This is a genomic window from Micromonospora reichwaldensis (genome assembly GCF_031845925.1).
Taxonomy (GTDB): domain Bacteria; phylum Actinomycetota; class Actinomycetes; order Mycobacteriales; family Micromonosporaceae; genus Micromonospora; species Micromonospora reichwaldensis.
This window is the reverse complement of the sequence record NZ_JAVRFL010000005.1, coordinates 213509-235416: the sequence shown is the minus strand read 5'-3', so window position 1 is coordinate 235416 and position 21908 is coordinate 213509. Positions and strand designations below refer to the sequence as shown.

General features: G+C 69.8%; 24 protein-coding genes, 3 tRNA genes and 1 pseudogene. 23 read left to right on the top strand and 5 right to left on the bottom strand.

Going from position 1 to position 21908, the window contains the following annotated elements; translation table 11 throughout:
• Positions 1 to 6: 6 nt before the first annotated feature.
• Positions 7 to 675 carry a tyrosine-type recombinase/integrase gene (locus RM555_RS06375; RefSeq protein ID WP_311410840.1) on the top strand — a complete coding sequence of 223 codons (669 nt, stop codon included), beginning with the start codon at positions 7 to 9 and terminating at the stop codon, positions 673 to 675.
• A 47-nt stretch (positions 676 to 722) separates the two neighbouring features.
• On the opposite strand, the gene RM555_RS06370 is transcribed toward RM555_RS06375, so the two are convergent.
• From RM555_RS06370 to RM555_RS06350, 5 genes are all read right to left on the bottom strand, one after another.
• Entirely contained in the window at positions 723 to 1151 is a 429-nt protein-coding gene (locus RM555_RS06370) for a DUF6924 domain-containing protein (RefSeq protein WP_311410839.1), read from the bottom strand.
• A 730-nt stretch (positions 1152 to 1881) separates the two neighbouring features.
• A complete protein-coding gene (locus RM555_RS06365; protein ID WP_311410838.1) occupies positions 1882 to 2235 on the bottom strand; it encodes a hypothetical protein in 354 nt (117 codons plus the stop codon).
• Positions 2236 to 2517: 282 nt separating this feature from the next.
• The gene (locus tag RM555_RS06360) at positions 2518 to 3036 is read right to left on the bottom strand and encodes a hypothetical protein (protein ID WP_311410837.1); all 519 of its coding nucleotides are present in this window, start codon (positions 3034 to 3036) and stop codon (positions 2518 to 2520) included.
• Between the two features lie 142 nt (positions 3037 to 3178).
• Complete coding sequence (locus RM555_RS06355; protein ID WP_311410836.1) at positions 3179 to 3637, bottom strand: ArsI/CadI family heavy metal resistance metalloenzyme; 459 nt, start codon at positions 3635 to 3637, stop codon at positions 3179 to 3181.
• Between the two features lie 19 nt (positions 3638 to 3656).
• Positions 3657 to 3809 carry a hypothetical protein gene (locus RM555_RS06350; RefSeq protein ID WP_311410835.1) on the bottom strand — a complete coding sequence of 51 codons (153 nt, stop codon included), beginning with the start codon at positions 3807 to 3809 and terminating at the stop codon, positions 3657 to 3659.
• A gap of 77 nt (positions 3810 to 3886) precedes the next feature.
• Between RM555_RS06350 and RM555_RS06345 the strand changes: the two genes are divergently transcribed.
• The 22 genes and pseudogenes from RM555_RS06345 (at position 3887) to rpoB (ending at position 21842) form a co-directional block, all read left to right on the top strand.
• Positions 3887 to 4258, top strand: a complete 372-nt coding sequence (locus RM555_RS06345; RefSeq protein ID WP_151453828.1) for an ArsR/SmtB family transcription factor — start codon at positions 3887 to 3889, stop codon at positions 4256 to 4258.
• A pseudogene (locus tag RM555_RS06340) lies at positions 4255 to 4962 on the top strand (aquaporin); the annotation flags it as partial. The gene RM555_RS06345 and the pseudogene RM555_RS06340, both read left to right, overlap by 4 nt.
• A gap of 62 nt (positions 4963 to 5024) precedes the next feature.
• Positions 5025 to 5498, top strand: a complete 474-nt coding sequence (locus RM555_RS06335) for a GNAT family N-acetyltransferase (protein ID WP_311410873.1) — start codon at positions 5025 to 5027, stop codon at positions 5496 to 5498.
• A 17-nt stretch (positions 5499 to 5515) separates the two neighbouring features.
• Positions 5516 to 5923, top strand: coding sequence for an arsenate reductase ArsC (locus RM555_RS06330; RefSeq protein ID WP_311410834.1), 408 nt, complete (start codon positions 5516 to 5518; stop codon positions 5921 to 5923).
• Positions 5924 to 6261: 338 nt separating this feature from the next.
• Positions 6262 to 7257: a hypothetical protein gene (locus RM555_RS06325; RefSeq protein ID WP_311410833.1), complete on the top strand. Its 996-nt coding sequence runs from the start codon at positions 6262 to 6264 to the stop codon at positions 7255 to 7257.
• Between the two features lie 403 nt (positions 7258 to 7660).
• Positions 7661 to 7804: a hypothetical protein gene (locus RM555_RS06320; RefSeq protein ID WP_165947696.1), complete on the top strand. Its 144-nt coding sequence runs from the start codon at positions 7661 to 7663 to the stop codon at positions 7802 to 7804.
• Between the two features lie 51 nt (positions 7805 to 7855).
• The gene (locus tag RM555_RS06315; protein WP_311410832.1) at positions 7856 to 10384 is read left to right on the top strand and encodes a putative bifunctional diguanylate cyclase/phosphodiesterase; all 2529 of its coding nucleotides are present in this window, start codon (positions 7856 to 7858) and stop codon (positions 10382 to 10384) included.
• A 96-nt stretch (positions 10385 to 10480) separates the two neighbouring features.
• Positions 10481 to 10553 (top strand) — tRNA-Thr (locus RM555_RS06310).
• Between the two features lie 25 nt (positions 10554 to 10578).
• Positions 10579 to 10651: transfer RNA gene (locus RM555_RS06305), tRNA-Met, on the top strand.
• 132 nt (positions 10652 to 10783) lie between these two features.
• Complete coding sequence (rpmG, locus tag RM555_RS06300; protein WP_013288652.1) at positions 10784 to 10951, top strand: 50S ribosomal protein L33; 168 nt, start codon at positions 10784 to 10786, stop codon at positions 10949 to 10951.
• A gap of 126 nt (positions 10952 to 11077) precedes the next feature.
• Positions 11078 to 11524, top strand: coding sequence for a MaoC family dehydratase N-terminal domain-containing protein (locus RM555_RS06295; RefSeq protein WP_121399901.1), 447 nt, complete (start codon positions 11078 to 11080; stop codon positions 11522 to 11524).
• A gap of 1 nt (position 11525) precedes the next feature.
• A complete protein-coding gene (locus RM555_RS06290; RefSeq protein WP_132230891.1) occupies positions 11526 to 11918 on the top strand; it encodes a MaoC family dehydratase in 393 nt (130 codons plus the stop codon).
• Positions 11919 to 12046: 128 nt separating this feature from the next.
• Positions 12047 to 12119: transfer RNA gene (locus tag RM555_RS06285), tRNA-Trp, on the top strand.
• A 214-nt stretch (positions 12120 to 12333) separates the two neighbouring features.
• Positions 12334 to 12726, top strand: coding sequence for a preprotein translocase subunit SecE (gene secE / locus RM555_RS06280; RefSeq protein WP_088998337.1), 393 nt, complete (start codon positions 12334 to 12336; stop codon positions 12724 to 12726).
• 38 nt (positions 12727 to 12764) lie between these two features.
• The gene (nusG, locus tag RM555_RS06275; RefSeq protein WP_088998338.1) at positions 12765 to 13487 is read left to right on the top strand and encodes a transcription termination/antitermination protein NusG; all 723 of its coding nucleotides are present in this window, start codon (positions 12765 to 12767) and stop codon (positions 13485 to 13487) included.
• A 183-nt stretch (positions 13488 to 13670) separates the two neighbouring features.
• Positions 13671 to 14102: a 50S ribosomal protein L11 gene (gene rplK, locus RM555_RS06270; protein WP_132230892.1), complete on the top strand. Its 432-nt coding sequence runs from the start codon at positions 13671 to 13673 to the stop codon at positions 14100 to 14102.
• An 83-nt stretch (positions 14103 to 14185) separates the two neighbouring features.
• Entirely contained in the window at positions 14186 to 14902 is a 717-nt protein-coding gene (gene rplA, locus RM555_RS06265) for a 50S ribosomal protein L1 (RefSeq protein WP_132230893.1), read from the top strand.
• Between the two features lie 76 nt (positions 14903 to 14978).
• Positions 14979 to 15833, top strand: coding sequence for an ABC transporter ATP-binding protein (locus tag RM555_RS06260; protein ID WP_311410831.1), 855 nt, complete (start codon positions 14979 to 14981; stop codon positions 15831 to 15833).
• Entirely contained in the window at positions 15830 to 16519 is a 690-nt protein-coding gene (locus RM555_RS06255) for a hypothetical protein (protein WP_311410830.1), read from the top strand. The genes RM555_RS06260 and RM555_RS06255 overlap by 4 nt, the downstream gene beginning before the upstream one ends.
• 336 nt (positions 16520 to 16855) lie before the next feature.
• Positions 16856 to 17401, top strand: coding sequence for a 50S ribosomal protein L10 (gene rplJ, locus RM555_RS06250; RefSeq protein ID WP_132230896.1), 546 nt, complete (start codon positions 16856 to 16858; stop codon positions 17399 to 17401).
• Between the two features lie 54 nt (positions 17402 to 17455).
• Positions 17456 to 17839 carry a 50S ribosomal protein L7/L12 gene (rplL, locus tag RM555_RS06245; protein ID WP_311410829.1) on the top strand — a complete coding sequence of 128 codons (384 nt, stop codon included), beginning with the start codon at positions 17456 to 17458 and terminating at the stop codon, positions 17837 to 17839.
• Between the two features lie 571 nt (positions 17840 to 18410).
• Positions 18411 to 21842 (top strand): DNA-directed RNA polymerase subunit beta, encoded by a 3432-nt coding sequence (gene rpoB, locus RM555_RS06240; protein WP_132230898.1) that lies wholly within the window; start codon positions 18411 to 18413, stop codon positions 21840 to 21842.
• Positions 21843 to 21908 lie beyond the last annotated feature (66 nt).

The following is a 21908-nucleotide window of genomic DNA, read 5'->3' as shown; positions in this document are numbered from 1 at the left end:
GACCGGGTGACCGCCTTCTTCGGCTGCCTCTACTACGCCGGCACTCGCCCGTCTGAGGCAGCCGACCTGCGTCATCCTGACTGCGAGCTTCCCGGCCGCTGCCTCGCCTGCGGCGTGGAGCTGTCGGACGTGACAGCGCCAGCAACCGGCGCGTGTCGACACGAGAAGATCGAATACGGCTGGGGTCGGATCACCCTGGCCGGCACTGCTCCCCGCGCTGACTCGGCCTGGACTGACGATGGTCAGACACACGAGCGGCGCGGCCTCAAACACCGGGCACGTAAGGACACCCGCGTCGTACCGATCCCGCCGCAGCTCGTCGCGCTGCTGCATCGGTACATCACCGACCATGGAACTGCTCCTGACGGTCGACTGTTCCGGGGCCTGCACGGTGGTCCGCTGTCCGAGTCGGTCTATGACCGCTGGTGGAAGTTCGCCCGCGAGAATGCGCTCACCCCGGCGCAGGTCGCCTCACCGCTCGCCCGCCGGCCGTACGACCTGCGCCACGCTGCCGCCTCGCTCTGGCTCAACGCAGGTGTCCCGGCGACCGAGGTAGCCCGCCGCCTGGGGCACAGCGTCGCCGTCCTGCTGCGGGTGTACGCGAACTGCATCGACGGGGGAGAGGACGGGGTGAACGACCGCATCGGTGACGCGCTGGGTGACCAGTGGCGGTGAGGCGTGCCTCGCGGCGTGTGGAGAACCCCTGCCGTGCTGTATGTGGCTCAGCCCCGGTAGACACCGCCGCTGCGGTGCGCTGCCCTTGCGAAGTCGGAAAAGTCCACGTTGGAAATCAGCAGGTTGGTCTCGATGGAGTGCAGCTCTTTGGGCACGACCCGGAACGGCTCCGTCGGAGCGTCCAGCTCGCTGAGGTTAATGGCGAGGATGGGATGTTCCGGCGATGAGACGGTCACCGCGTCGACGACGAACACCACCGCATGCTTGTACTCGTGGGGGTAGGTGCGGGGAAAAGCGCGGACCAGCGCCGGCACATCGAGGCCAGCCAGCCTCGGATCCTCGACAAACTCGACGTTGGCTCTGAAGCCCTTTCCTGTGTCCTGGGAGATGTCCTCTTTAAGTTGGGCCCAGAGCGCATCGTCGCTGAAGTCCGCGCGGATCACTGGAACGCGGTGTGTGTCGGGCAAGTAGGCCATGGCGGCAGTCTAAGCTGAACCGGCCTTCCCGCTGCGGGAACGATACGGGAACATGAGCCTTAGGCCCGGCTCATACGCTAGGAAATGCCTGGTCACGGGCGGTGTGGCGCCCAAGATCCCGCGCTCTCTGTAAATCCGTCGCGAAAGCTACAGAGGTTCGAATCCTCTACCCGCCACCAGGAGCACCAACGGCCCCTGACCAGCAGGAATGCTGATCGGGGGCCGTTGTCGTTGATCTAGCGGAGTCCGACTGCTCCAGCCGTCTACGACTCGTTCTGGGCAGATCGTGGACGGGCCGATCATTCTTTAGAAAGCACCGCTGAGGATGTGACTGCTGGTGCTGTTGGTACCTATGGGGTTGGCGCGGGTCGTGCGTGTGACGACCGGATGAGGGCACCGCGCTGGGGGTAGTTAGCCGCAGGAGATGTGCCGGGTGCAAGTCAGTCCCGAGGTTGGACTCGGGCGGCAGTCGGAAGCCCTGAGCGCCGACCACGCCGATCCGTTCGGTTTCCGTACCGCCTGGCCGTGATCGTGCCGCTCTTGGGGGCGGCGGTCCGCGGCTTGCCGCCGGCCGGCTCACCCCCGCCCTCGCAGCGATCGGCTGAGCGGACCGTGCCCGCCGCGGCGGTCCGCCCCAGCCCCGGCTGCGGGTTCTGCCTCCCGTCGTACAGCCCAAGCGGCCCTAGGCCGTCGGGATCATCCGATGACGGCCATACATGCCGTCGTTCGGCTACGGGAACTCGTGCACGACCTCGATCAGCCCGACGATGTGCGCGTTGAACTTGTCTAGCTCCTCGGCTGGCACCCACAGCTCCAGGATGGTGTCACCACCGGCCTGCCGCACCGGATAGCGGCTGAGAAAGTCCGTCTCGACGTGGAAGCGGGTCACGTACCCGACGCCGGAAGCGGGCACGTTCCAGTCTCGGGCGATCATGACCGCGTAGTCCTCGTTGAGGACCGGGTAGAAGATCGGCTGGTCCGGCAGTCGCGGCGGCCACTTTCGCCATCCCGAGTCGCGAACGAGGCCGAGTTCTTCCGGTCCGGTCGGGCGCCACAGCACCGTCGTTCCGCCACCGCTGTTCATCTCGACTCCGCCGTTTCGGGTTCATGGTGAGCCCGGACAGTACCGGCGGACCAGCGACCGGCACCACCGCATCCGGCTCAAGGCGGGAGTGAACCGATGACGGCTCCGACCCTGCCCGTCCTGGCCCCTGACGCCCCGACCCCGACTGCCAACCCTCAGCCGGGGTCGCGGGCGGCCCGCATGGCGCTACCTCGGACGAAGCTTGCCGGGCCAGGGATCCAAGGGGGGAGACCACACCATGAACGACAAGATCGGCGACGCCCTCGGATGAACGTCAGTGGTTCAGCTGCTCTCGGCTGTGGCGTCGCCGATCAAACGCCGAGCTTCTGCGATGACGTCTGCGTCGAGGTCCGCAGTCGTTGTACCGGTGTACGGGTGCCCGTTGTAGACGGAGTCGACGTAGTCGTAGGCGCTCTCGAGAGCGATCAGATCGGCTGCCAGGGGAGTGCCGTCATAGGTGATGAACCGGTATGCCCAGGACGACAGATCGCGAGGCGTGACGGTCTGTGCGAGCAGTCGGCGGGCCATGATCCGGAGGGCTTCCTCTTCACCCTCTCGGCTTCCCTCCCGGTAGTAGGTCAGGGAAAGTTCCACGAGTGCGCCTTCGAGCCAACGGCGCAACTCCTCATTCTCGCTGCCTCGGGCCGGCGAAACGCCCGCCAGGATGTTAAGGGTTGGACTGTCTACGCCCGCAACGAGGCAGTCACAGGCTGCCTGGATTACGTCGGCCGCCGTACTCGATCCGACGCTCCAGAGGATGGCGGCGTTTTGAAGGCGGGTGAGGGCATTCTCGCTGTGCATCGGTACACGGTCCGCTGCCAAGCCGGAGTTGTCTCCGAGATATCCGCCGCCGAGTGGATGCACCAAGCGTTCTGCGGACCGAGGCCGCCCGGCGCAATCGCGCCCACCCTCTGACTCGAGGGCGGGCGCGGATTCGCAGCGGTCAGCAGCAGTTTGCCTGGGCTCCGGTGGTGGCCGTTTCCCTGTCGGTGGCGGGGGTGCAGCACGCGCTTTCGGTGACCTTGTCCAGTTGGTCGGAGTCGGCCTTGACGGTGTAGACCTCCCAGGGCTCGTTGCCGGGGCCGCGTACCCAGACCTTGTCCTGGAGGGCGTAGCAGCATTCGGTGCTGTTCTCCTCCAGGGTGATCAGGCCGGAGTCGGTGAGGCGCCTGGTGGCGGCGTTGACCTCGTCGGTGCTGAACACCTCGACGCCCAGGTGGTCCATCACGGTGGGCTGGTCGGCCTCGCCCTCCAGGAGCACGAGCTTCAGCGGCGGGTTCTCGATGGCGAAGTTGGCGTAGCCGGGGCGTCGTTTGGCCGGCTCGGTGTCGAACAGCTTCGAGTAGAAGGCGATGGAGCCTTCGAGGTCGGATACACGCAGGGCGAGCTGGACGCGGGACATGGTTCCCCTCCTGACGGATTCAGCGGATGTGGTGGCTGGTGAGAGCGGTGGTACGGGTGCGCTCGTAACGGGCGTCGGCGTGGCAGTCCGCAGTGCAGACCTGCCCGCACGGCTCGCAGAGCGTCACGTCTCGAACGCGGGTGTTGCGACGACGGGAGAACAGCTTGAGCATCACTTCGCCCTTGCCTAGATGTTTTTCGAAGCAGGCCCTACGTTGCACCCTGTTTCGAGATCTGTCAACCTAGAGGCATGTCGAAACAAGTGCTGCCGGTGGTGGACCTCCAGGCCGTGGCGTGCTGCTCCCCGATCGCGGTCCGCCCCTTGGAGGCCGAGCAGGCGGCGGTGGTCGCGCCGATGTTCAAGGCGCTGGGCGACCCGATCCGGCTGCGGCTGATGTCGATGATCGCCTCCGTGCCGGAGATCTGCGTCTGCGACCTGACCCCGGCGTTCGACCTGTCCGGGCCGACCATCTCCCACCATCTCAAGGTGTTGCGCGAGGCCGGCCTGGTCGACTCCGACCGTCGCGGCACCTGGGTGTGGTACCGGGCCCGCCCGGAAGCATTTCGGCAGCTCGGCGCGCTGCTGGACCTCCCCGCCGGGTCCGCGCAGGCCACCGCGTGACTCTCACCCTGGCCCGCCGGGCATCGGCTGAGTTCACGGGTACGGCCCTGCTGGTCGCCGCCGTCGTCGGCTCCGGGATCGCCGCCTCCCGGCTCTCTCCGAACGACGTCGGGCTTCAACTCCTGGAGAACGCGATCGCCACCGCCCTCGCCCTGGGCGCGCTGATCCTCATGTTCGGGCCGGTGTCCGGGGCGCATTTCAACCCGGTCGTCTCCGCCGTCGACTGGTGGCTCGGCCGCCGCGCCGGCACCGGCCTGACCGCCCGAGACCTCGCCGCCTACGCCGCCGCCCAAACCGGCGGAGCCATCACGGGGGCGATGCTGGCTGGCCTGATGTTCGACCTGCCGGCCGTGGCCTGGTCGCGTACCGAGCGGACCGGCGGGAACCTGTGGCTGGCCGAGGTGGTCGCCACCGCCGGTCTCGTCGTCCTGGTCTTCGCCCTCGCCCACACCGGCCGCACCTCCGCCGCCCCTGCCGCCGTGGGCGCCTACATCGGCGCGGCCTACTGGTTCACCTCGTCGACCTCGTTCGCCAACCCCGCCGTCACCATCGGTCGCGCGTTCACCGACACCTTCGCCGGCATCGCCCCGGCGTCGGTGCCCAGCTTCGTCGCCGCCCAGCTCGTCGGCGGCCTGGTCGCCGTCGCCGCCCTCGCCGCCTGGTATCCCCACGCCGCCGACTCCGCCGACAACGTCGTCGTGCCGCACCTCGCCCGGGAGAACCGATGACCGCCCCCGCCGGCGCCACCGGCATCACCGTCGCCGCCATGGGCGATCAGCACGCCGACGCCGTGCTGGACATCTACCGGCTCGGCATCGCCACCGGCAACGCCACCTTCGAGACCGAGCCGCCCACCTGGGAGCAGTTCACCGCCAGCCGGCTGCCCGGTCACCGCTGGGTGGCCGTCGACCCCACCGGCCGGATCCTCGGCTGGGTCGCCTGCTCCGCCGTCTCCGACCGGTGCGTCTACGCCGGGGTGGTCGAGCACTCCGTCTACGTCCACCCCGACGCCCGCGGCCAAGGAGTCGGCCGTCTCCTGCTCGACGCCCTGATCGCCTCCACCGAGCAGGCCGGCATCTGGACCATCCAATCCGGCGTCTTTCCCGAGAACACCGCCAGCCTCGCCCTGCACACCGCCTGCGGCTTCCGCACCGTCGGCACCCGCGAACGCGTCGGCCGCCACCACGGAACCTGGCGCGACGTCACCCTCATCGAGCGCCGCAGCCCGATCTTCATCTGACAGGAAGGACATCACCGATGAGCCACAAACCCAGCGTCCTGTTCGTCTGCGTCCACAACGCCGGCCGCTCCCAGATGGCCGCCGCCTGGCTGCGCCACCTCGCCGGAGACACCATCGAGGTCCGCTCCGCTGGCAGCGCACCCGCCGACCAGATCAACCCCGTCGCCGTCGACGCCATGCGGGAGGTCGGCATCGACATCGTCGACCAGACGCCGGCCCAACTCACCTGGGACACGGCCGAAGCCAGCGACGTCATCATCACCATGGGCTGCGGCGACGCCTGCCCCGTCTTCCCCGGCAAGCGCTACGAAGACTGGAAGCTCACCGACCCCGCCGGCCAACCCCTCGACATCGTCCGCCAGGTCCGCGACGACATCAGGACTCGGGTTACGCAGCTGCTGGTCAGCATCGAGCAACACGGCTGAACACCCCCGCTCGCTCCCTTCCCACCTGCTTCCTTTGAAGCGGCGGATTTGCGACGGGAGGACTGCGGCCTTCCCCGGCGGCGCCGGACTGTACGGCCCTAGGAGCTGCGGCTGTCCACGGGACCAGGGCGGGAGCAGGTGACCCTGCGCTCCCTGTCGCCCGGCGCCGGTCCGAGGGGTGCAGGCCGCACGCTCCAATGCGTGGCTGTGGCGGTTCCGCCGCCAAATGCCTTCGTAGCCGATACATTCCGAGTCGTGGACACACCACCGGTGGAACCGACCTTCTCGGCCCGTACCGCCGCCCGGCCCGTCACCCCGCGTGCCCTGGGAGGACTGGCGTGAGGGACCTGGAACGCCGTTACCGGCAACTGCTGCGGGCGTATCCCGCCGCGTACCGCCAGGCGCGGGGCGGCGAGATCGTCGGCACGTATCTCGACCTGGCCGCACCCGACCGCCGCTGGCCGTCGATCCTCGACGTGGGGGACGTGCTGGTCGGGGGCGGGCGTGAACGCCTGCGCGCCGCCGGCGCTGCCGACCTCATACCCGGCGTACGCCTCGCCGCTGTTCTGAGCCACCTCACCGCGACCGCTCTCGCTGGCTTCTGGGCCGCCGCCGAAGTGGTCACCACGCCGGGTATGTGGGGCTCGCCGGCCTTCGGGCCGTTCGCCACCACGGGCATCGTCGTCTGGGCCTGCTGGCTGCTGGCCGCCGTCGTTCATGTTCTCGGGCCGGTCCGGTGGGCCCGCGCCGCGATCGGACTGGCGCTGATGTCCACCGTCGCCGTGGTGCCCGTCGCCGCCCTGTTCGGGCTGCCCCGCCCGTACCTGTTCGTTCTGCTTCCTCAGGCGGCCCTGGGCGTGCTGGCACTGGCACTCCCCTCCCACACGGTGCTACGCCACCGCCTCGCACCCTTGCCGGTCGCACTGGGGGCGGCTCTCGTCGCAGTCGGGGTCCTGGCCGGGAAGGGCGCGTGGTTCTACCGGTTCAGCTACGGGGGCGCGTTCCTCCCGGAAACCGGCGCGGTCCTTCTGCTGGCCGCCATGCTCGCCGCGGCCGTGCTGTCCCTGCGCGGCGACGCCCGGGGCATCTGGGCTCTTCTCGTCCTGCTCACCCCCGTCGGACTGCTCGCCCTGGGGCCCCTGACCGAGAACGTCGCGCCCGTGGTCGGCGCCGGCCATGCGGACTTCCGCGTCGGCGCCGGAACCGCCGTCGCCGTCCTCATCGCGGGCGTGGCGGCTCTGACCGGGGCGCTCGCAGTCCGGGCACGTTCCGGCGCGACGGCCGACACCCCGGCGGTACCGGTGCGCGAGCGGTGCCCAGCCTGCGGCAGATAGCAGCCACGGGACCGCCGTCCTGAATGCTCCTACCCGGGTTCGTGGCGGAGCTTTGTCGGTCCGTCGTCTCAGCCCTGGCGCGCTGGCGCAGAACGAGTATGGTGGTCGATGTCCGGCCGGGCCTCCTCCCGGGCAGGGGGTCACCCACGGTGAAGGTGGGTACGCCCGGACTCCCGGACCTTCCCCGAATTGCGCGGAAGGTCGCAATCCGCAATGTGCGAAGTGCATGATGCCCACTCAGCCCCCGTGATCAGGGCTCGGTCGGGGCGGCCCGTGGGCCGAACGGCGGAACGTCGCCGACGCTCGGCCCGGCGGTACACGCACCGCTTTTCTGGGTACCTGCCTTGTGGCACGATCGTGGAACCTCCACCATCCCCGTGACACTTCCCCTGCAGGAGCAACCATGTCTCGTCGAAAGCTCGGCCAGCTGCTTGGCTCGCTTTTCGCGCTCGCCGTTCTCGCGAGCGGCGTCCTGGTCGGTGACCTCCAGGGATTCGGAGATCTCCAGACCGCCGACATCATCTGGAACATGCCCGCGCCTCGTTGAGTGACCACCGCTCGATGACGTGACACCGGCGGGCCGGTAAGGGGGCACGGGATGGCGGGTCGTGGCCCCACCGGCCCCCGCTCGACTGAATACGCGTGGCTGATCACCGGGCCGTTGGCCCTGATCGCCATCGTCTGCACGACGGCGGTCGGCTTGGTCGCGCCGCAGCCGTTCGGCGGGTGGTCGCTCGCGCTGCCACTTCTCGTGGCCATGGTGGCCGCCGGGATCCCGGTACTGAACTTCACCGTTCGGCGGCAGTCCCTCGGCGTGACGCTGACCGAGATCCCACTGGTCCTGGCGTTCTATCTCGTCGAACCGCTGACGGTTGTCATGATCTACACGGTCGCGTCGGCCGTGTCGCACCTCAGGCACCGGTTCGGCCCGACGAAGTTCTGGTTCAACGTGGGCCGCGCGGCCGCGGGTTCGTCCCTGGCCGTCCTCGTGCTCCAGGCCCTGCCGCCCGTCGAGGATGTCGGCCCGGCCACCTGGCTCAAGCTGTTCTTTGCGGCCAGCATGGTGAACCTGCTGAGCATGGCCTCGGTCGCCGGCGTGCACACACTGTTGCAGGGCTGGCAGGCGGGCCGGGGCGCGTTCCGGCAGTCGATGCCGGGGCTCCTGGCAGCGATGATCAATATTGCCATCGGCATCATCGTCCTCATCCTCATCGCAGCCACCTGGTGGTCGTTGCTGCTGCTGGGGGCGCTCCTCGTCGCGCTGGCCTTCGTCTACCGGGCGTACGCGCAGTTCTTCCGGCAGCACCGCACCCTCACCGACATGTACGAGCTGAGCCGCGCCGTCAGCGAGAGCGGTGAGTACGGCACGCTGCCCGATGCCCTCCTGGGCCGCGTACGGGCGCTCATGCAGGCGGAGTACGCGACGCTCTGGCTGCCCGCCCAGGGCCGGCACCCCGAGGTGCTGCTGACCGCGCGCAACGACGCCCCCGGTCTGCTCGACTTCGCCAAGACCCCGGCCGCCCTGCGGGAACGGGCCCGCGACGAGGGCCGCACCGTGGCCGTCGGTCGGGGACTGACGACCGACGGCGACCTGCGCGCCCCCCTCTCGACGCACCGGGTCAAGGACGTGATCGTCCTTCCACTGCGGTCCGGCCAGGCGGTCATCGGGACGCTGGAGGTGGCCAACCGGCTGGGGGACAGCAACTACTTCGTCCGCACCGACGTGCCGCTCTTCGAGACGGTGGCGGCGCACGCGGCGGTGGCGTTGGAGAATTCGCGGCTGGTCGACCGGCTCCGGCACGACGCCAGCCACGACACGCTGACCAGGCTGCCGAACCGGCGACGGATCACGGGCGCGCTGGAGGAGGCCGTCAAGATCCGGGCGCCCGGCGAGGTGGTGGCCCTGCTGCTGTTCGACGTCGACCGGCTGCGCCAGGTCAACGAGTCGCTCGGGCACGCCGCCGGCGACAAGGTCCTGGTGGAGGTCGCCAACCGGCTACGCTCCTGCGTACCCTCGTCGGCCCTGGTCGGGCGGGCCGGCGGGGACGAGTTCCTGGTGACGCTGCGCCTGGAGAGTGCCGAGGCGGCGATGGAGCTGGCCGCGCAGCTGCGCGAGCAGATCCGCGACGAGATGGTCTTCGACACGCTCACCCTCGACGTGGACACGGCGGTCGGTGTCGCCGTGTACCCCGACCACGGCAGCGACGCCGTCGCCCTGCTGCAACGGGTGGATCTGGCGGCGACGGCGGCCAAGTCCGTGCCGGGCAGCGTGCAGCTGTTCAGCCCGACGCTGGAGTCGCGGTCGCTGCGGCGGCTCGGCCTCGCCGGCGACCTGCGGCGCGCGCTGGACGCCGACGAGCTGGAGGTCTACTTCCAGCCCAAGGTGACGCTGCGCGACCGCCGGCTGGTCGGCGTGGAGTGCCTGGCCCGCTGGGAGCACCCGGCGCACGGCACGGTCGCCCCGGAGGACTTCGTCGCGGTGGCCGAGCACACCGGCCAGCTCGGCCGGCTCACCGAGTCCGTGCTCCGCGAGGGGCTGCGGCGCAGCCGGGACTGGACGCATGCCGGCCAGCCGCTCGCCGTCGCGGTCAACCTCTCCGCGCGTACGCTCACCGACCAGCACTTCCCGGCCCGCGTCAAGGAGCTGCTCGACGAGTACGGCGTGCCGCCGCAGCTGCTCACGCTGGAGATCAAGGAAGCCGGGGTGCTGGACGGCACCGACCGGCCCATCCCGACCCTGCGGCGACTGCGGGACCTCGGCGTACGGCTGTCGGTGGACGACTTCGGCACCGGCGACTCGTCCCTGGCCCACCTACGCCGCCTGCCGGTGCACGAGGTGAAGGTCGACCGCTCCTTCGTGCAGGGCATGGCGACGGACCCGGGCGACCTGGCGATCGTCAACGCGGTGGTCACGCTCTCCCAGCAGTTCGGCCTGGCCGTGGTCGCCGAGGGTGTGGAGAGCGAGCTGACCCTGGAGCTGCTCCAGGACATCGGCTGCGAGATCGGCCAGGGCTTCCTGTTCAGCCGCCCGTTGCCGTACGAGCGGCTGGAAGCCTGGTTCGGTGCCCAGGTGGACCCGGAGACGATCTCCCCGGGGGAGCTTCCCCGGCTGCGGGCCGTGCCCTGACCTGTGGAAACGCCCCGGTGGGGGATCCGATTTCATCTCCGCCGCACGGCCGTGTAATGTATCCCCTGCGCGTCACCCCCCGGGGAGATCGCGCAGGCCCCCTTAGCTCAGTCGGCAGAGCGTCTCCATGGTAAGGAGAAGGTCTACGGTTCGATTCCGTAAGGGGGCTCAGAGGGTCCGGCTGGACCCGCCACGGCGGTGTAGCTCAGATGGTAGAGCAAGCGGCTCATAATCGCTGTGTCGCCGGTTCAAGTCCGGCCACCGCTACTCTCGTCCACCGGGCCAGCTCCCGGCGGTCGGTGGGATGGGCGCCACTGGCGCCCACTTTGCATGTCCGCGCCGTCAGCGCGTAGGCTGATGCGCCGTAGTTGTTACCCGTAGCGAGGAAGGCACTCCGCCGTGGCGAAGGCGACCGATGTCCGGCCGAAGATCACTTTGGCGTGTGTGGAGTGCAAGGAGCGCAACTACATCACGCGCAAGAACCGTCGTAACGACCCCGACCGCATCGAGCTGAAGAAGTTCTGCCCGCGGGACGGCAAGCACACGGTCCACCGCGAGACCCGCTGACCCACGGCCGGCGCCGCCGGCCCGGTCCTCAGGCACTTCCCGATCGCCGGTCCGTAGGGACGGCGCGGCTCCGGCCGCCGCCGACCGTACGGATCGGCGATCGGCGTTTGCGTGTAGGTTCGCGGCATGTCCCTGGACCCGTCCTTCGTCGGCCGGACGTATCCGCCGACCGCCCCCTACCAGGTGGGCCGAGAAAAGATTCGCGAGTTCGCGACGGCGATCGGCGCCGCCGATCCGGCCCACCACGACCCGGAGGCCGCCCGCGCGCTCGGCCACCCGGACGTGGTCGCCCCGCCGACCTTCCCCATCGTGCTCACGATGGCGGCCAACCAGCAGATCATCGACGACCCGGCCCTCGGCGTCGACTACAGCCGCGTCGTCCACGGCGACCAGCGCTTCGCCTACACCCGGCCGGTGGTGGCGGGGGACGAGCTGGTCTGCGTCAGCGTCATCGACGACGTCAGCAGCCGTGGCGGGCACGGCTTCCTGACCACCCGCACCGAGGTCGCCACCCCGGCCGGCGAACCGGTCGTGACCGTCTGGTCGAAGCTCGTCGTACGCGGGGAGGGCTGAGATGGAGCTGCCAGCCAGGACGTTCCGGGTGACGCGCGCGGACCTGGTCCGCTACGCCGGCGCCTCGGGGGACTTCAACCCGATCCACTGGAACGACCGGACCGCCACGAAGGTGGGTCTGCCCGGTGTGATCGCCCACGGCATGTTCACCATGGCGCTGGTAGGCCGCGCGGTGGCGGAGTGGGCCGGGGCACCCGACGCGATCGTCGACTACAACGTCCGCTTCACCCGCCCGGTGGTCGTCCCGGACGACGACGAGGGCACCGAGATCGAGGTGACGGCCGTCGTCCGGGAGGTCACCGAGGACGGCCTGACCAGGCTCGACGTGACCGCCGTCTGCCGGGGGGAGAAGGTGCTCTCGCAGGCTCGCGCGACCGTCCGGACAGCCCGCTGACCAGGCTTCCGACGCGCGAGGGGCAGACCGGTTGGGAAAGTGGTGCCGCTACCCGTACACTGGTCCGCCGTGGGGCAAGTAACCCCTGCACGGTCGTGCATGACCGGGCGGGGCGAGCATTGCCGCACAGGGGTGTAGCTCAATTGGCAGAGCAGCGGTCTCCAAAACCGCAGGCTGCAGGTTCAAGTCCTGTCACCCCTGCGCCTCAGGCCTGACCGTTCCCGTGGGTCGCGCCGCCGTACGGCGGCGTCCGGCCCGTGGTGGTGGCATCGGCGGGGTGGCTCCGAGGCATTCGGGCCCTCCCGGCTGATCCGCCGGCCGCGGCCCGTCGCGGGACGGTTGGTCCGGCCGGCGTGACCAAACGCCGCGCACGCCCGACAGCGTGCGACCCCGACATCCCGCGACGGAGGGCGAAGTGGCCGACAAGAAGCGGCGCGGCGAGGACGCCGGCGACGATCGTCTGCACGACGAGGTCGTCGACGACGTGGCCGACGACGACGCCACCGACGCCGAGGAACCGGTATCCCGGGGCGGCACCGCGACGCGCTCGCGGGCGAAGGCGGATTCGGCGGACAGCAAGCCGAAGACCAAGGCGGAAACCGACCGGGTCGGTCTGTTCGGCCGTATCGCCCGATTCATCCGCGAGGTCGTGGCGGAACTGCGTAAGGTCATCTGGCCGACCCGCAAGGAGCTGCTGACCTACACGGCCGTGGTGGTCGCCTTCGTCGCGGTGATGCTGACGATCGTGGCCGGCCTTGACTTCGCCTTCGCGAAGGGCGTGCTGTGGGTCTTCGGCAACCCCAGCTGACCGGCCGACTGAGCCGATAGTGACGGAAGTGAGCGAGCGTGCCTGAGTACGACGAGACCGCCGAGACCACGGACGAGCAGTCCACGGTGGCGACGGCGGCTGGTGACGAGTCGGTCGAGGCCGCCAGCGAGCCGGAGTTCCCCACCACCGAGCCCGCGCCGGACGAGGACTACGACCCGGTCGCCGAGCTGCGGCAGAAGCTGCGCTACGCGCCGGGCGACTGGTACGTGGTGCACTCGTACGCCGGCTACGAGAACAAGGTCAAGACCAACCTCGAGACCCGGATCACGAGCCTCGACATGGAGGACTACATCTACCAGGTCGAGGTGCCGACCCGGGAAGAGGTGGAGGTCAAGAACGGGAAGCGGTCGCAGATCCAGGCCAAGGTCTTCCCGGGCTACATCCTGGTCCGGATGGAGCTGACCGCCGAGTCCTACTCCTGCGTGCGCAACACGCCGGGTGTCACCGGCTTCGTGGGCGCGACGGACCGGGCCGACCGCCCGGCCCCGCTCTCCCTCGACGAGGTGCTGAAGTGGCTGGCACCGGCCGTCGAGACCGAGCAGAAGAAGGCCAAGCCCGAGATCAAGGTCCTCGACTTCGAGGTCGGCGACTCGGTCACCGTCACCGACGGCGCCTTCGCCTCGCTGCCGGCGACGATCAGCGAGATCAACGCCGACCAGCAGAAGCTCAAGGTGCTGGTGTCGATCTTCGGTCGCGAGACGCCGGTGGAGCTGAACTTCAACCAGGTCGCCAAGATCTGACGTCGGGAGCGCCGGCGGTGGGCAGCGGCCCGCCGCCGGCGTACCTGTTCCGCGCCCCGCCCGACCTCGGCGCAGGCGGCGGTGGGACGCTGCGCTACTCTAGAACGTCGCCGCTGTCGCATCGCGCTGACCGTGCGCGCCTGCGGCCGGCACCTTTCCCAGTTCCAAGCCCCAGGAAGAGACATGCCTCCGAAGAAGAAGCTCGTCAAGACTTTCACGCTTCAGCTGAAGGCGGGCCAGGCCACGCCGGCGCCGCCGGTCGGCCCCGCGCTCGGCCAGCACGGCGTGAACATCATGGAGTTCTGCAAGTCCTACAACGCGCAGACCGAGTCCCAGCGGGGCGACATCGTCCCCGCCGAGATCAGCGTCTACGAGGACCGCAGCTTCACCTTCGTCCTGAAGACCCCGCCCGCCGCCCGGCTGCTGCTCAAGGCCGCCGGGGTGGAGAAGGGCTCGGGCGTCCCGCAGAAGGACAAGGTCGGCTCGGTGTCGCAGGCCCAGGTGCGTGAGATCGCCGAGAAGAAGATGGTCGACCTCAACGCCAACGACATCGACCAGGCTGCGAAGATCATCGCCGGCACCGCCCGGTCGATGGGCATCGTCGTCAACGACTGACGCTGGTCAGCACTCACCCGATCAGTTCGTGGGAGGGCGCGCGGAAGTCGCGGCCCGCCATAGACCACAGGAGTACGTAGAAAATGCAGCGCAGCAAGAGCTACCGCAAGGCCGCCGAGGTCATCGACCGGTCGAAGCTCTACACCCCCGCCGAGGCCGTGAAGCTGGCCAAGGACACCACCTCCGCCAAGTTCGACGCCACGGTCGAGGTCGCCATGCGCCTCGGCGTCGACCCCCGCAAGGCGGACCAGATGGTCCGTGGCGTGGTCAACCTGCCGCACGGCACCGGTAAGACCGCCCGCGTGATCGTCTTCGCCGCCGGTGCGAAGGCCGAGGAGGCCGTCGCCGCCGGTGCGGACGAGGTGGGCACCGACGAGCTGGTCGCCCGGATCCAGGGCGGTTGGCTCGACTTCGACGCGGCGATCGCCACGCCGGACCAGATGGCCAAGATCGGCCGGATCGCGCGGATCCTGGGCCCGCGCGGTCTCATGCCGAACCCGAAGACCGGCACGGTGACCATGGACGTCACCAAGGCCGTCTCGGACATCAAGGGCGGTAAGATCACCTTCCGGGTGGACAAGCACTCCAACCTGCACCTGATCATCGGCAAGGCCTCGTTCTCCGAGACCCAGCTGATCGACAACTACGCGGCGGTCCTCGACGAGGTCCTGCGGGCCAAGCCGTCCGCCGCGAAGGGCAAGTACCTCAAGAAGGTCACCCTCACCACCACCATGGGCCCGGGCGTCCCGGTCGACCCCAACGTGGTGAAGAACCTGCAGGAGGCTCCGGCCGAGGCCTGAGCACCCGTACCCGTGACGGGGCGTCGCCACATCGTGGCGGCGCCCCGTTCCGTGTCGGTTGTGGCATGCTCGGCCGGTGCGCCTGGAGAACGTCTGGCTGCGCTACCGGCGACGGGGCCCGTGGGTGCTGCGGGAAGCCGCGGTGCGGATCGGCCCCGGTGAGGTCGTGGTCGTCCTCGGCCGCAACGGCGTGGGCAAGTCGACCCTGCTCCAGGTGGCGGCCGGGGTGCTGCGGCCGAGTCGGGGGCGGGTCACCGGTCGACCCCGGCACGTCGGGTGGGTCCCGGAGCGCTTCCCGGCCGACCAGCCCTTCACCGTCGAGCACTACCTGACCGCCATGGGACGTGTCGCCGGCCTCGACCCGGCGGCCGCCGGCCACGCGGTCGACCACTGGACCTCCCGGCTGGGCCTGTCCGGGTTCCGCCGGGTCCGCCTGCCGGAGCTGTCCAAGGGCACCGCCCAGAAGGTCGGCCTGGCCCAGGCGATGCTGCGTCCGCCCGGTCTGCTGGTGCTCGACGAGCCGTGGGAGGGCCTCGACGCCGCGACCCGGGACCTCGTGCCCGAGGTGATCGACGAGGTGGCGGCGGCGGGCGGTTCGGTGCTGGTCAGCGACCACCGGGGCGAGATCGCCCGGCTGCCGGGTGCCCGCCGGTGGACGGTGGCGGACGGCACGGTCACCGAGGCCGCCCCGTCGGCGGAGGCGGCGCTGGCGGTGGTCGAGGTCGGGGTCCCGGCGGCGCGGGTCGACGGCACCGTCGCCCGGCTGCGCGCCGAGGGGCACCGGATCCTTCGCGTACGCCGGCCCGCCCGACCCGGCGTGGTCGCCCGGGACGGCGCCGAGGGGCCGCCGACGGTGACCGTGGACCCCGCCACGCCGCCCGTCGCCCGGGCGCCAGAGGCCACGGGCGGGACCACCGGGGGGCCGCGGTGACCGCACTGCTCCGGCTGCGTCTGGCGGGCTTCCTGCGTACGGGACGGGCGCTGGCCCCCCTGCTGGCCGGCCTGGTGGCTCTCGGCGTCCTCTACGGCGGCGGCCGGGCGCAGCCGGGGGAGGCCTACGGCGTCTCGGCGGTGGTGCTCTTCCCGGTGCTCGCCTGGCAGACCAAGGTGCTGCTGGACGTCGAGCCGGACGTGCAGCGCCGGCTGGCGCAGGCGCTCGTCGGGGTGCGCCGGGAGCGACTGGCCGGGCTGCTGGCGGCCGGCGTGGCCGGGCTCGGCACGGTGGCCGTCGCGCTGGTCTTCCCGTGGCTGGTGGGCGGGGTCGCCGGTCCGGAGGGGCCGGGCGACCGGTCGGTGCCGGTGGGGATCGCCGTCGGGCTGTGGGCGCACCTGCTGGCCGTACCCGCGGCGGTGGCGCTCGGGGCGCTGGCCAGCCGCGCCTCCACGGGTAGTGCCGGCTACGGCGTCGCGGTGCTCGCGCTCGGCGGGGTCGGCACGGTCGCCCTCGGCCTGAGCGGCTCGGTGGCGCCCTGGCTGGCGCCACCGGTGATGGCCACCGCACGAGCCGCCGCCGACGGCCTGGCCGCGCCGACGGTGGGCCTGCTCACCGCCTGGGCCGTGGCCTGGAGCGCGGCGGCCGCAACGGCGTACCTGTGGCGGCGGCGCCACCGGCCCTGACCGTCGGCCCCTCGGGGTGCGGGGGAGTGACCTGGCCCACCGGGGGGCGATTTGGTGGTCGCGGGGCTCCTCGCGTAACCTTGGCCGCGAAGTTCCACCCAGAGACCGCTGGTCACCGTGCCCCGGCACGGTCGAAGGTCCCGCGACTACGGGCGACCCGCGCAGGGCGGTAAGCGAAAATCGGTGCTGAGCATGGTCCGCCGACCGTGTCCGTGTGCCGGCCCTCGCCCCGTGCGCCCTGCGCCGGGGCCTTTCTCGTTGTCGTGGCACCTGCGCCCCCGTCGAAAGCTCCGGCCGACGACGGTGACCGGCCTCGAGTAACGAGAGAGGAGGGACATGGCGGACAAGCCGATCCGGGCCGACAAGGCCACGGCCGTCGCTGAGCTGACCGAGAGCTTCCGCAACGCGGGTGCCACGGTGCTGACCGAGTACCGCGGTCTGACGGTTTCCCAGCTCACCCAGCTGCGGCGCTCGCTCGGCAAGGAGACCAGCTACACCGTCGCGAAGAACACGCTCGCGAAGCGTGCCGCGACCGACGCTGGTATCTCCGGCCTCGACGAGATGTTCTCCGGTCCTACCGCGCTGACTTTCGTTTCGGGCGACGTCGTCGAGGCGGCGAAGGGGCTTCGCGACTTCGCGAAGGCCAACCCGAAGCTCGTCATCAAGGGCGGTGTCTTCGAGGGCAAGGCCATTACCGCGGCCGAGGTCACGAAGCTCGCCGACCTGGAGTCCCGTGAGGTGCTGCTGGCCAAGCTGGCCGGCGCGATGAAGGGCAACCTGAGCAAGGCCGCGGCCCTGTTCCAGGCCCCGCTGTCGAAGACCGCCCGTCTGGCGGCCGCCCTGCAGGACAAGCGCGAGAAGGAGGGCGCCGAGGCGGCCTGAGGCCCCGCGGCGCACCCAGTTCTTACCTAACAGATTCAGGAAAGGACGCCAGACATGGCGAAGCTCAGCACCGACGAGCTGCTCGGCGCGTTCAAGGAGATGACGCTGATCGAGCTCTCCGAGTTCGTGAAGCAGTTCGAGGAGACCTTCGAGGTCACCGCGGCCGCTCCGGTCGCCGTCGCCGGCCCGGCCGGCCCGGCCGCCGCCGCTCCGGTCGAGGAGGAGAAGGACGAGTTCGACGTCATCCTCGAGGCTGACGGCGGCAAGAAGATCCAGGTCATCAAGGTCGTGCGCGAGCTGACCGGCCTGGGCCTCAAGGAGGCCAAGGACCTGGTCGAGGCCGCTCCGAAGGCCGTCCTGGAGAAGGCCAACAAGGAGACCGCCGAGAAGGCGAAGACCAAGCTCGAGGGCGAGGGCGCCAAGGTCACCCTCAAGTGACCTGACGTACCACCAGGCGCGTGTCCGGCTCGGTGAGCCGGGGCACACCGCGTCACGGCGGGCGGTGATCCGACACTGGATCGCCGCCCGCCTTCGTGGTGGATCCGGCGACAGGGGCGGTGAGCAGGGCGTCAACGCGTCGCGACGGTCGGCGACCGGCGCCCGGGGGTAGCCCGTCGGTGGGAAAGAAGCGGCGACCCGGATGCCGGGCCTTGACGCGGCCCCGGGCTGACAGGCACGCTGACACAGCAAGACCTTCCGCGCTTGCAACGGCCACCACTTGGGTAATGGCAGCGGCGACACCATCGCCCGCGGCACCTGAGCGGCCCGGCAGGAACGTCGCGTTCCGAGCGGCCCGGTTCGACCCCGGTTCAGGGGTCCCGAGGCACGTTCCGCGACGACCTGCGGGTTGGGCTGGACAGCGGTTAGCCTCTCGGCTACACTGCTAGTTTGCGCTGCCTTCCGACTTGACCCCTGCTCGGAAATGTCCGTTTACGGATATTTCTGGTGGGGTCATTGGAGTGCACGCGTACCAGCCGTTCTGCAGCACCGGTCCTCGGAAGGACGCATCTTGGCAGCTTCCCGCCCTGCGAAGACCAGTCGTACGTCGAGCGCATTCGCTCCCCGCCGAGTTTCATTCGGCAGGATCACCGAACACCTCGAGGTCCCCAACCTCCTCGCCATCCAGAACGAGTCCTTCGACTGGCTCGTCGGCAACGAGGCTTGGCAGGGCCGGTCGGCGGACGACCCGCACGCACGCTCGGGTCTCGCGGAGATCCTCGACGAGATCAGTCCCATTGAGGACTTCTCCGGCACCATGTCGCTCTCCTTCTCGGCTCCGCGCTTCGACGAGGTCAAGGCCTCGATCGAGGAGTGCAAGGAGAAGGACCTGACCTACTGCGCCCCGCTCTTCGTGACCGCGGAGTTCACCAACAACACCACCGGCGAGATCAAGAGCCAGACGGTGTTCATGGGTGACTTCCCGATGATGACGCCGAAGGGCACCTTCATCATCAACGGCACCGAGCGCGTCGTGGTCAGCCAGCTCGTCCGGTCCCCGGGCGTCTACTTCGACAAGCAGCCGGACAAGACCTCCGACCGCGACCTCACCAGCGTCAAGGTCATTCCCAGCCGGGGCGCCTGGCTGGAGTTCGACATCGACAAGCGCGACACGGTCGGCGTCCGCATCGACCGCAAGCGCCGGCAGGCCGTCACCGTCCTGCTCAAGGCCGTCGGTTGGTCGGCCGAGCGCATCCGCGAGCGGTTCGGCTGGTCCGAGCTGATGATGACCACGCTCGAGAAGGACCACATCGCCGGCGCGGACGAGGCGTTGCTCGACATCTACCGGAAGCTCCGCCCTGGCGAGCCGCCGACCCGCGAGAACGCCCAGACCCTGCTCGACAACCTCTTCTTCAACCCGAAGCGGTACGACGTCGCCAAGGTCGGTCGTTACAAGTTCAACAAGAAGCTCGAGCTGGAGGTGCCGATCACGACCGGCACCCTGACCGAGGACGACATCGTCGCCACCGTGGAGTACCTCTGCCGGCTGCACGCCGGTGAGGACGGCTACGAGGCCGACGACATCGACCACTTCGGCAACCGGCGCCTGCGTACCGTGGGTGAGCTGATCCAGAACCAGGTCCGGGTCGGTCTGTCCCGGATGGAGCGCGTCGTCCGCGAGCGGATGACCACCCAGGACGTCGAGGCGATCACGCCGCAGACCCTGATCAACATCCGTCCCGTGGTGGCGGCGATCAAGGAGTTCTTCGGCACGTCGCAGCTGTCCCAGTTCATGGACCAGACCAACCCGCTGGCGGGCCTGACCCACCGGCGCCGGCTGAGCGCGCTCGGCCCGGGTGGTCTGTCCCGGGAGCGGGCCGGCTTCGAGGTCCGCGACGTGCACCCGTCCCACTACGGCCGGATGTGCCCGATCGAGACGCCGGAAGGCCCGAACATCGGCCTGATCGGCGCGCTGTCCACCTTCGCCCGGGTCAACCCGTTCGGCTTCATCGAGACGCCGTACCGGAAGGTCGTCGACGGTCGGGTCACCGACCAGATCGACTACCTGACCGCGGACGAGGAGGACCGGTTCGTCAAGGCGCAGGCCAACGCGCCGCTGAAGGCCGACGGCACGTTCGCCGAGGACCGGGTCCTGTGCCGCCGTAAGGGCGGCGAGACCGAGGACGTGGTGCCGAGCGCCGTCGACTACATGGACGTGTCGCCGCGGCAGATGACCTCGGTCGCCACCGCGATGATCCCGTTCCTCGAGCACGACGACGCCAACCGGGCGCTGATGGGCGCGAACATGCAGCGCCAGGCGGTGCCGCTGGTCAAGGCCGAGTCCCCGCTCGTCGGCACCGGCATGGAATACCGTGCCGCGGTCGACGCCGGTGACGTGGTCGTCGCCGAGGTCGGCGGTGTCATCGAGGACCTCTGCGCCGACTACATCACCATCCACCAGGACGACGGCCACCGCCGCACGTACCTGCTGCACAAGTTCCGCCGCTCCAACGCCGGCTCCTGCGTGAACCAGAAGCCGGTCGTCTTCGAGGGCGACCGCGTCGAGGCCGGCCAGGTCATCGCCGACGGTCCGTGCACCGACGAGGGCGAGATGGCGCTCGGGCGCAACCTGCTCGTGGCGTTCATGTGCTGGGAGGGCCACAACTACGAGGACGCGATCATCCTGTCGCAGCGCCTCGTGCAGCAGGACGTGCTCACCTCGATCCACATCGAGGAGCACGAGGTCGACGCCCGGGACACCAAGCTGGGCCCGGAGGAGATCACCCGCGACATCCCGAACGTCAGCGAGGAGATGCTCGCCGACCTCGACGAGCGCGGCATCATCCGGATCGGCGCCGAGGTCGTCCCCGGCGACATCCTGGTCGGCAAGGTCACGCCCAAGGGCGAGACCGAGCTGACCCCGGAGGAGCGGCTGCTCCGCGCGATCTTCGGTGAGAAGGCGCGCGAGGTCCGGGACACCTCGCTGAAGGTGCCGCACGGCGAGACCGGCACGGTCATCGGCGTGCGTACCTTCTCCCGCGAGGACGGCGACGAGCTGCCGCCGGGCGTCAACGAGCTGGTCCGGGTCTACGTCGCCCAGAAGCGGAAGATCCAGGACGGCGACAAGCTCGCCGGCCGGCACGGCAACAAGGGCGTCATCTCCAAGATCCTGCCGATCGAGGACATGCCGTTCCTGGAGGACGGCACGCCCGTCGACATCGTGCTCAACCCGTTGGGTGTGCCGTCCCGGATGAACATCGGCCAGGTGCTGGAGACGCACCTCGGCTGGGTGGCGAAGACGGGCTGGAGCGTCGACGGCGACGACGCCGAGTGGAAGCGCCAGCTGCGCTCCATCGAGGCGCACGAGTCGGAGCCGGACACCAACGTGGCCACGCCGGTCTTCGACGGTGCCCGCGAGGAGGAGATCTCCGGCCTGCTGGCGTCGACCCTGCCCAACCGGGACGGCAAGCAGCTGATCGGTTCCACCGGCAAGGCGCAGCTGTTCGACGGTCGCTCCGGCGAGCCGCTGCCGGACCCGATCGCGGTCGGCTACATCTACATCCTGAAGCTCAACCACCTGGTCGACGACAAGATCCACGCCCGGTCGACCGGTCCGTACTCGATGATCACGCAGCAGCCGCTGGGTGGTAAGGCGCAGTTCGGTGGCCAGCGCTTCGGCGAGATGGAGTGCTGGGCGATGCAGGCGTACGGCGCCGCGTACGCCCTGCAGGAGCTGTTGACGATCAAGTCCGACGACGTCCTCGGCCGGGTCAAGGTCTACGAGGCGATCGTCAAGGGCGAGAACATCCCGGAGCCGGGCATCCCCGAGTCGTTCAAGGTGCTGCTCAAGGAGCTGCAGTCGCTGTGCCTCAACGTCGAGGTGCTGTCCAGCGACGGCGTGGCCCTGGAGATGCGCGAGACCGACGACGAGGTGTTCCGCGCCGCGGAGGAGCTGGGCATCGACCTGTCCCGGCGCGAGCCGAGCTCGGTCGAAGAGGTCTGAGGTGAGCGGTCGGGGGCCGGCTCGCCGGCTCCCGACCCCACCCACTAGCTAGCAGTACAGACGACG

Excerpts from the sequence above, each read along its gene's own strand:
- RM555_RS06370 (WP_311410839.1), bottom strand. The coding sequence starts at position 1,151 with ATGGCCTACTTGCCCGACACACACCGCGTTCCAGTGATCCGCGCGGAC.
- RM555_RS06365 (WP_311410838.1), bottom strand. The coding sequence starts at position 2,235 with ATGAACAGCGGTGGCGGAACGACGGTGCTGTGGCGCCCGACCGGACCG.
- RM555_RS06360 (WP_311410837.1), bottom strand. The coding sequence starts at position 3,036 with ATGCACAGCGAGAATGCCCTCACCCGCCTTCAAAACGCCGCCATCCTC.
- RM555_RS06355 (WP_311410836.1), bottom strand. The coding sequence starts at position 3,637 with ATGTCCCGCGTCCAGCTCGCCCTGCGTGTATCCGACCTCGAAGGCTCC.
- RM555_RS06350 (WP_311410835.1), bottom strand. The coding sequence starts at position 3,809 with ATGCTCAAGCTGTTCTCCCGTCGTCGCAACACCCGCGTTCGAGACGTG.
- RM555_RS06345 (WP_151453828.1), top strand. The coding sequence starts at position 3,887 with ATGTCGAAACAAGTGCTGCCGGTGGTGGACCTCCAGGCCGTGGCGTGC.
- RM555_RS06335 (WP_311410873.1), top strand. The coding sequence starts at position 5,025 with ATGGGCGATCAGCACGCCGACGCCGTGCTGGACATCTACCGGCTCGGC.
- RM555_RS06330 (WP_311410834.1), top strand. The coding sequence starts at position 5,516 with ATGAGCCACAAACCCAGCGTCCTGTTCGTCTGCGTCCACAACGCCGGC.
- RM555_RS06320 (WP_165947696.1), top strand. The coding sequence starts at position 7,661 with ATGTCTCGTCGAAAGCTCGGCCAGCTGCTTGGCTCGCTTTTCGCGCTC.
- RM555_RS06315 (WP_311410832.1), top strand. The coding sequence starts at position 7,856 with ATGGCGGGTCGTGGCCCCACCGGCCCCCGCTCGACTGAATACGCGTGG.
- RM555_RS06295 (WP_121399901.1), top strand. The coding sequence starts at position 11,078 with ATGTCCCTGGACCCGTCCTTCGTCGGCCGGACGTATCCGCCGACCGCC.
- RM555_RS06290 (WP_132230891.1), top strand. The coding sequence starts at position 11,526 with ATGGAGCTGCCAGCCAGGACGTTCCGGGTGACGCGCGCGGACCTGGTC.
- rplK (WP_132230892.1), top strand. The coding sequence starts at position 13,671 with ATGCCTCCGAAGAAGAAGCTCGTCAAGACTTTCACGCTTCAGCTGAAG.
- rplA (WP_132230893.1), top strand. The coding sequence starts at position 14,186 with ATGCAGCGCAGCAAGAGCTACCGCAAGGCCGCCGAGGTCATCGACCGG.
- rplJ (WP_132230896.1), top strand. The coding sequence starts at position 16,856 with ATGGCGGACAAGCCGATCCGGGCCGACAAGGCCACGGCCGTCGCTGAG.
- rplL (WP_311410829.1), top strand. The coding sequence starts at position 17,456 with ATGGCGAAGCTCAGCACCGACGAGCTGCTCGGCGCGTTCAAGGAGATG.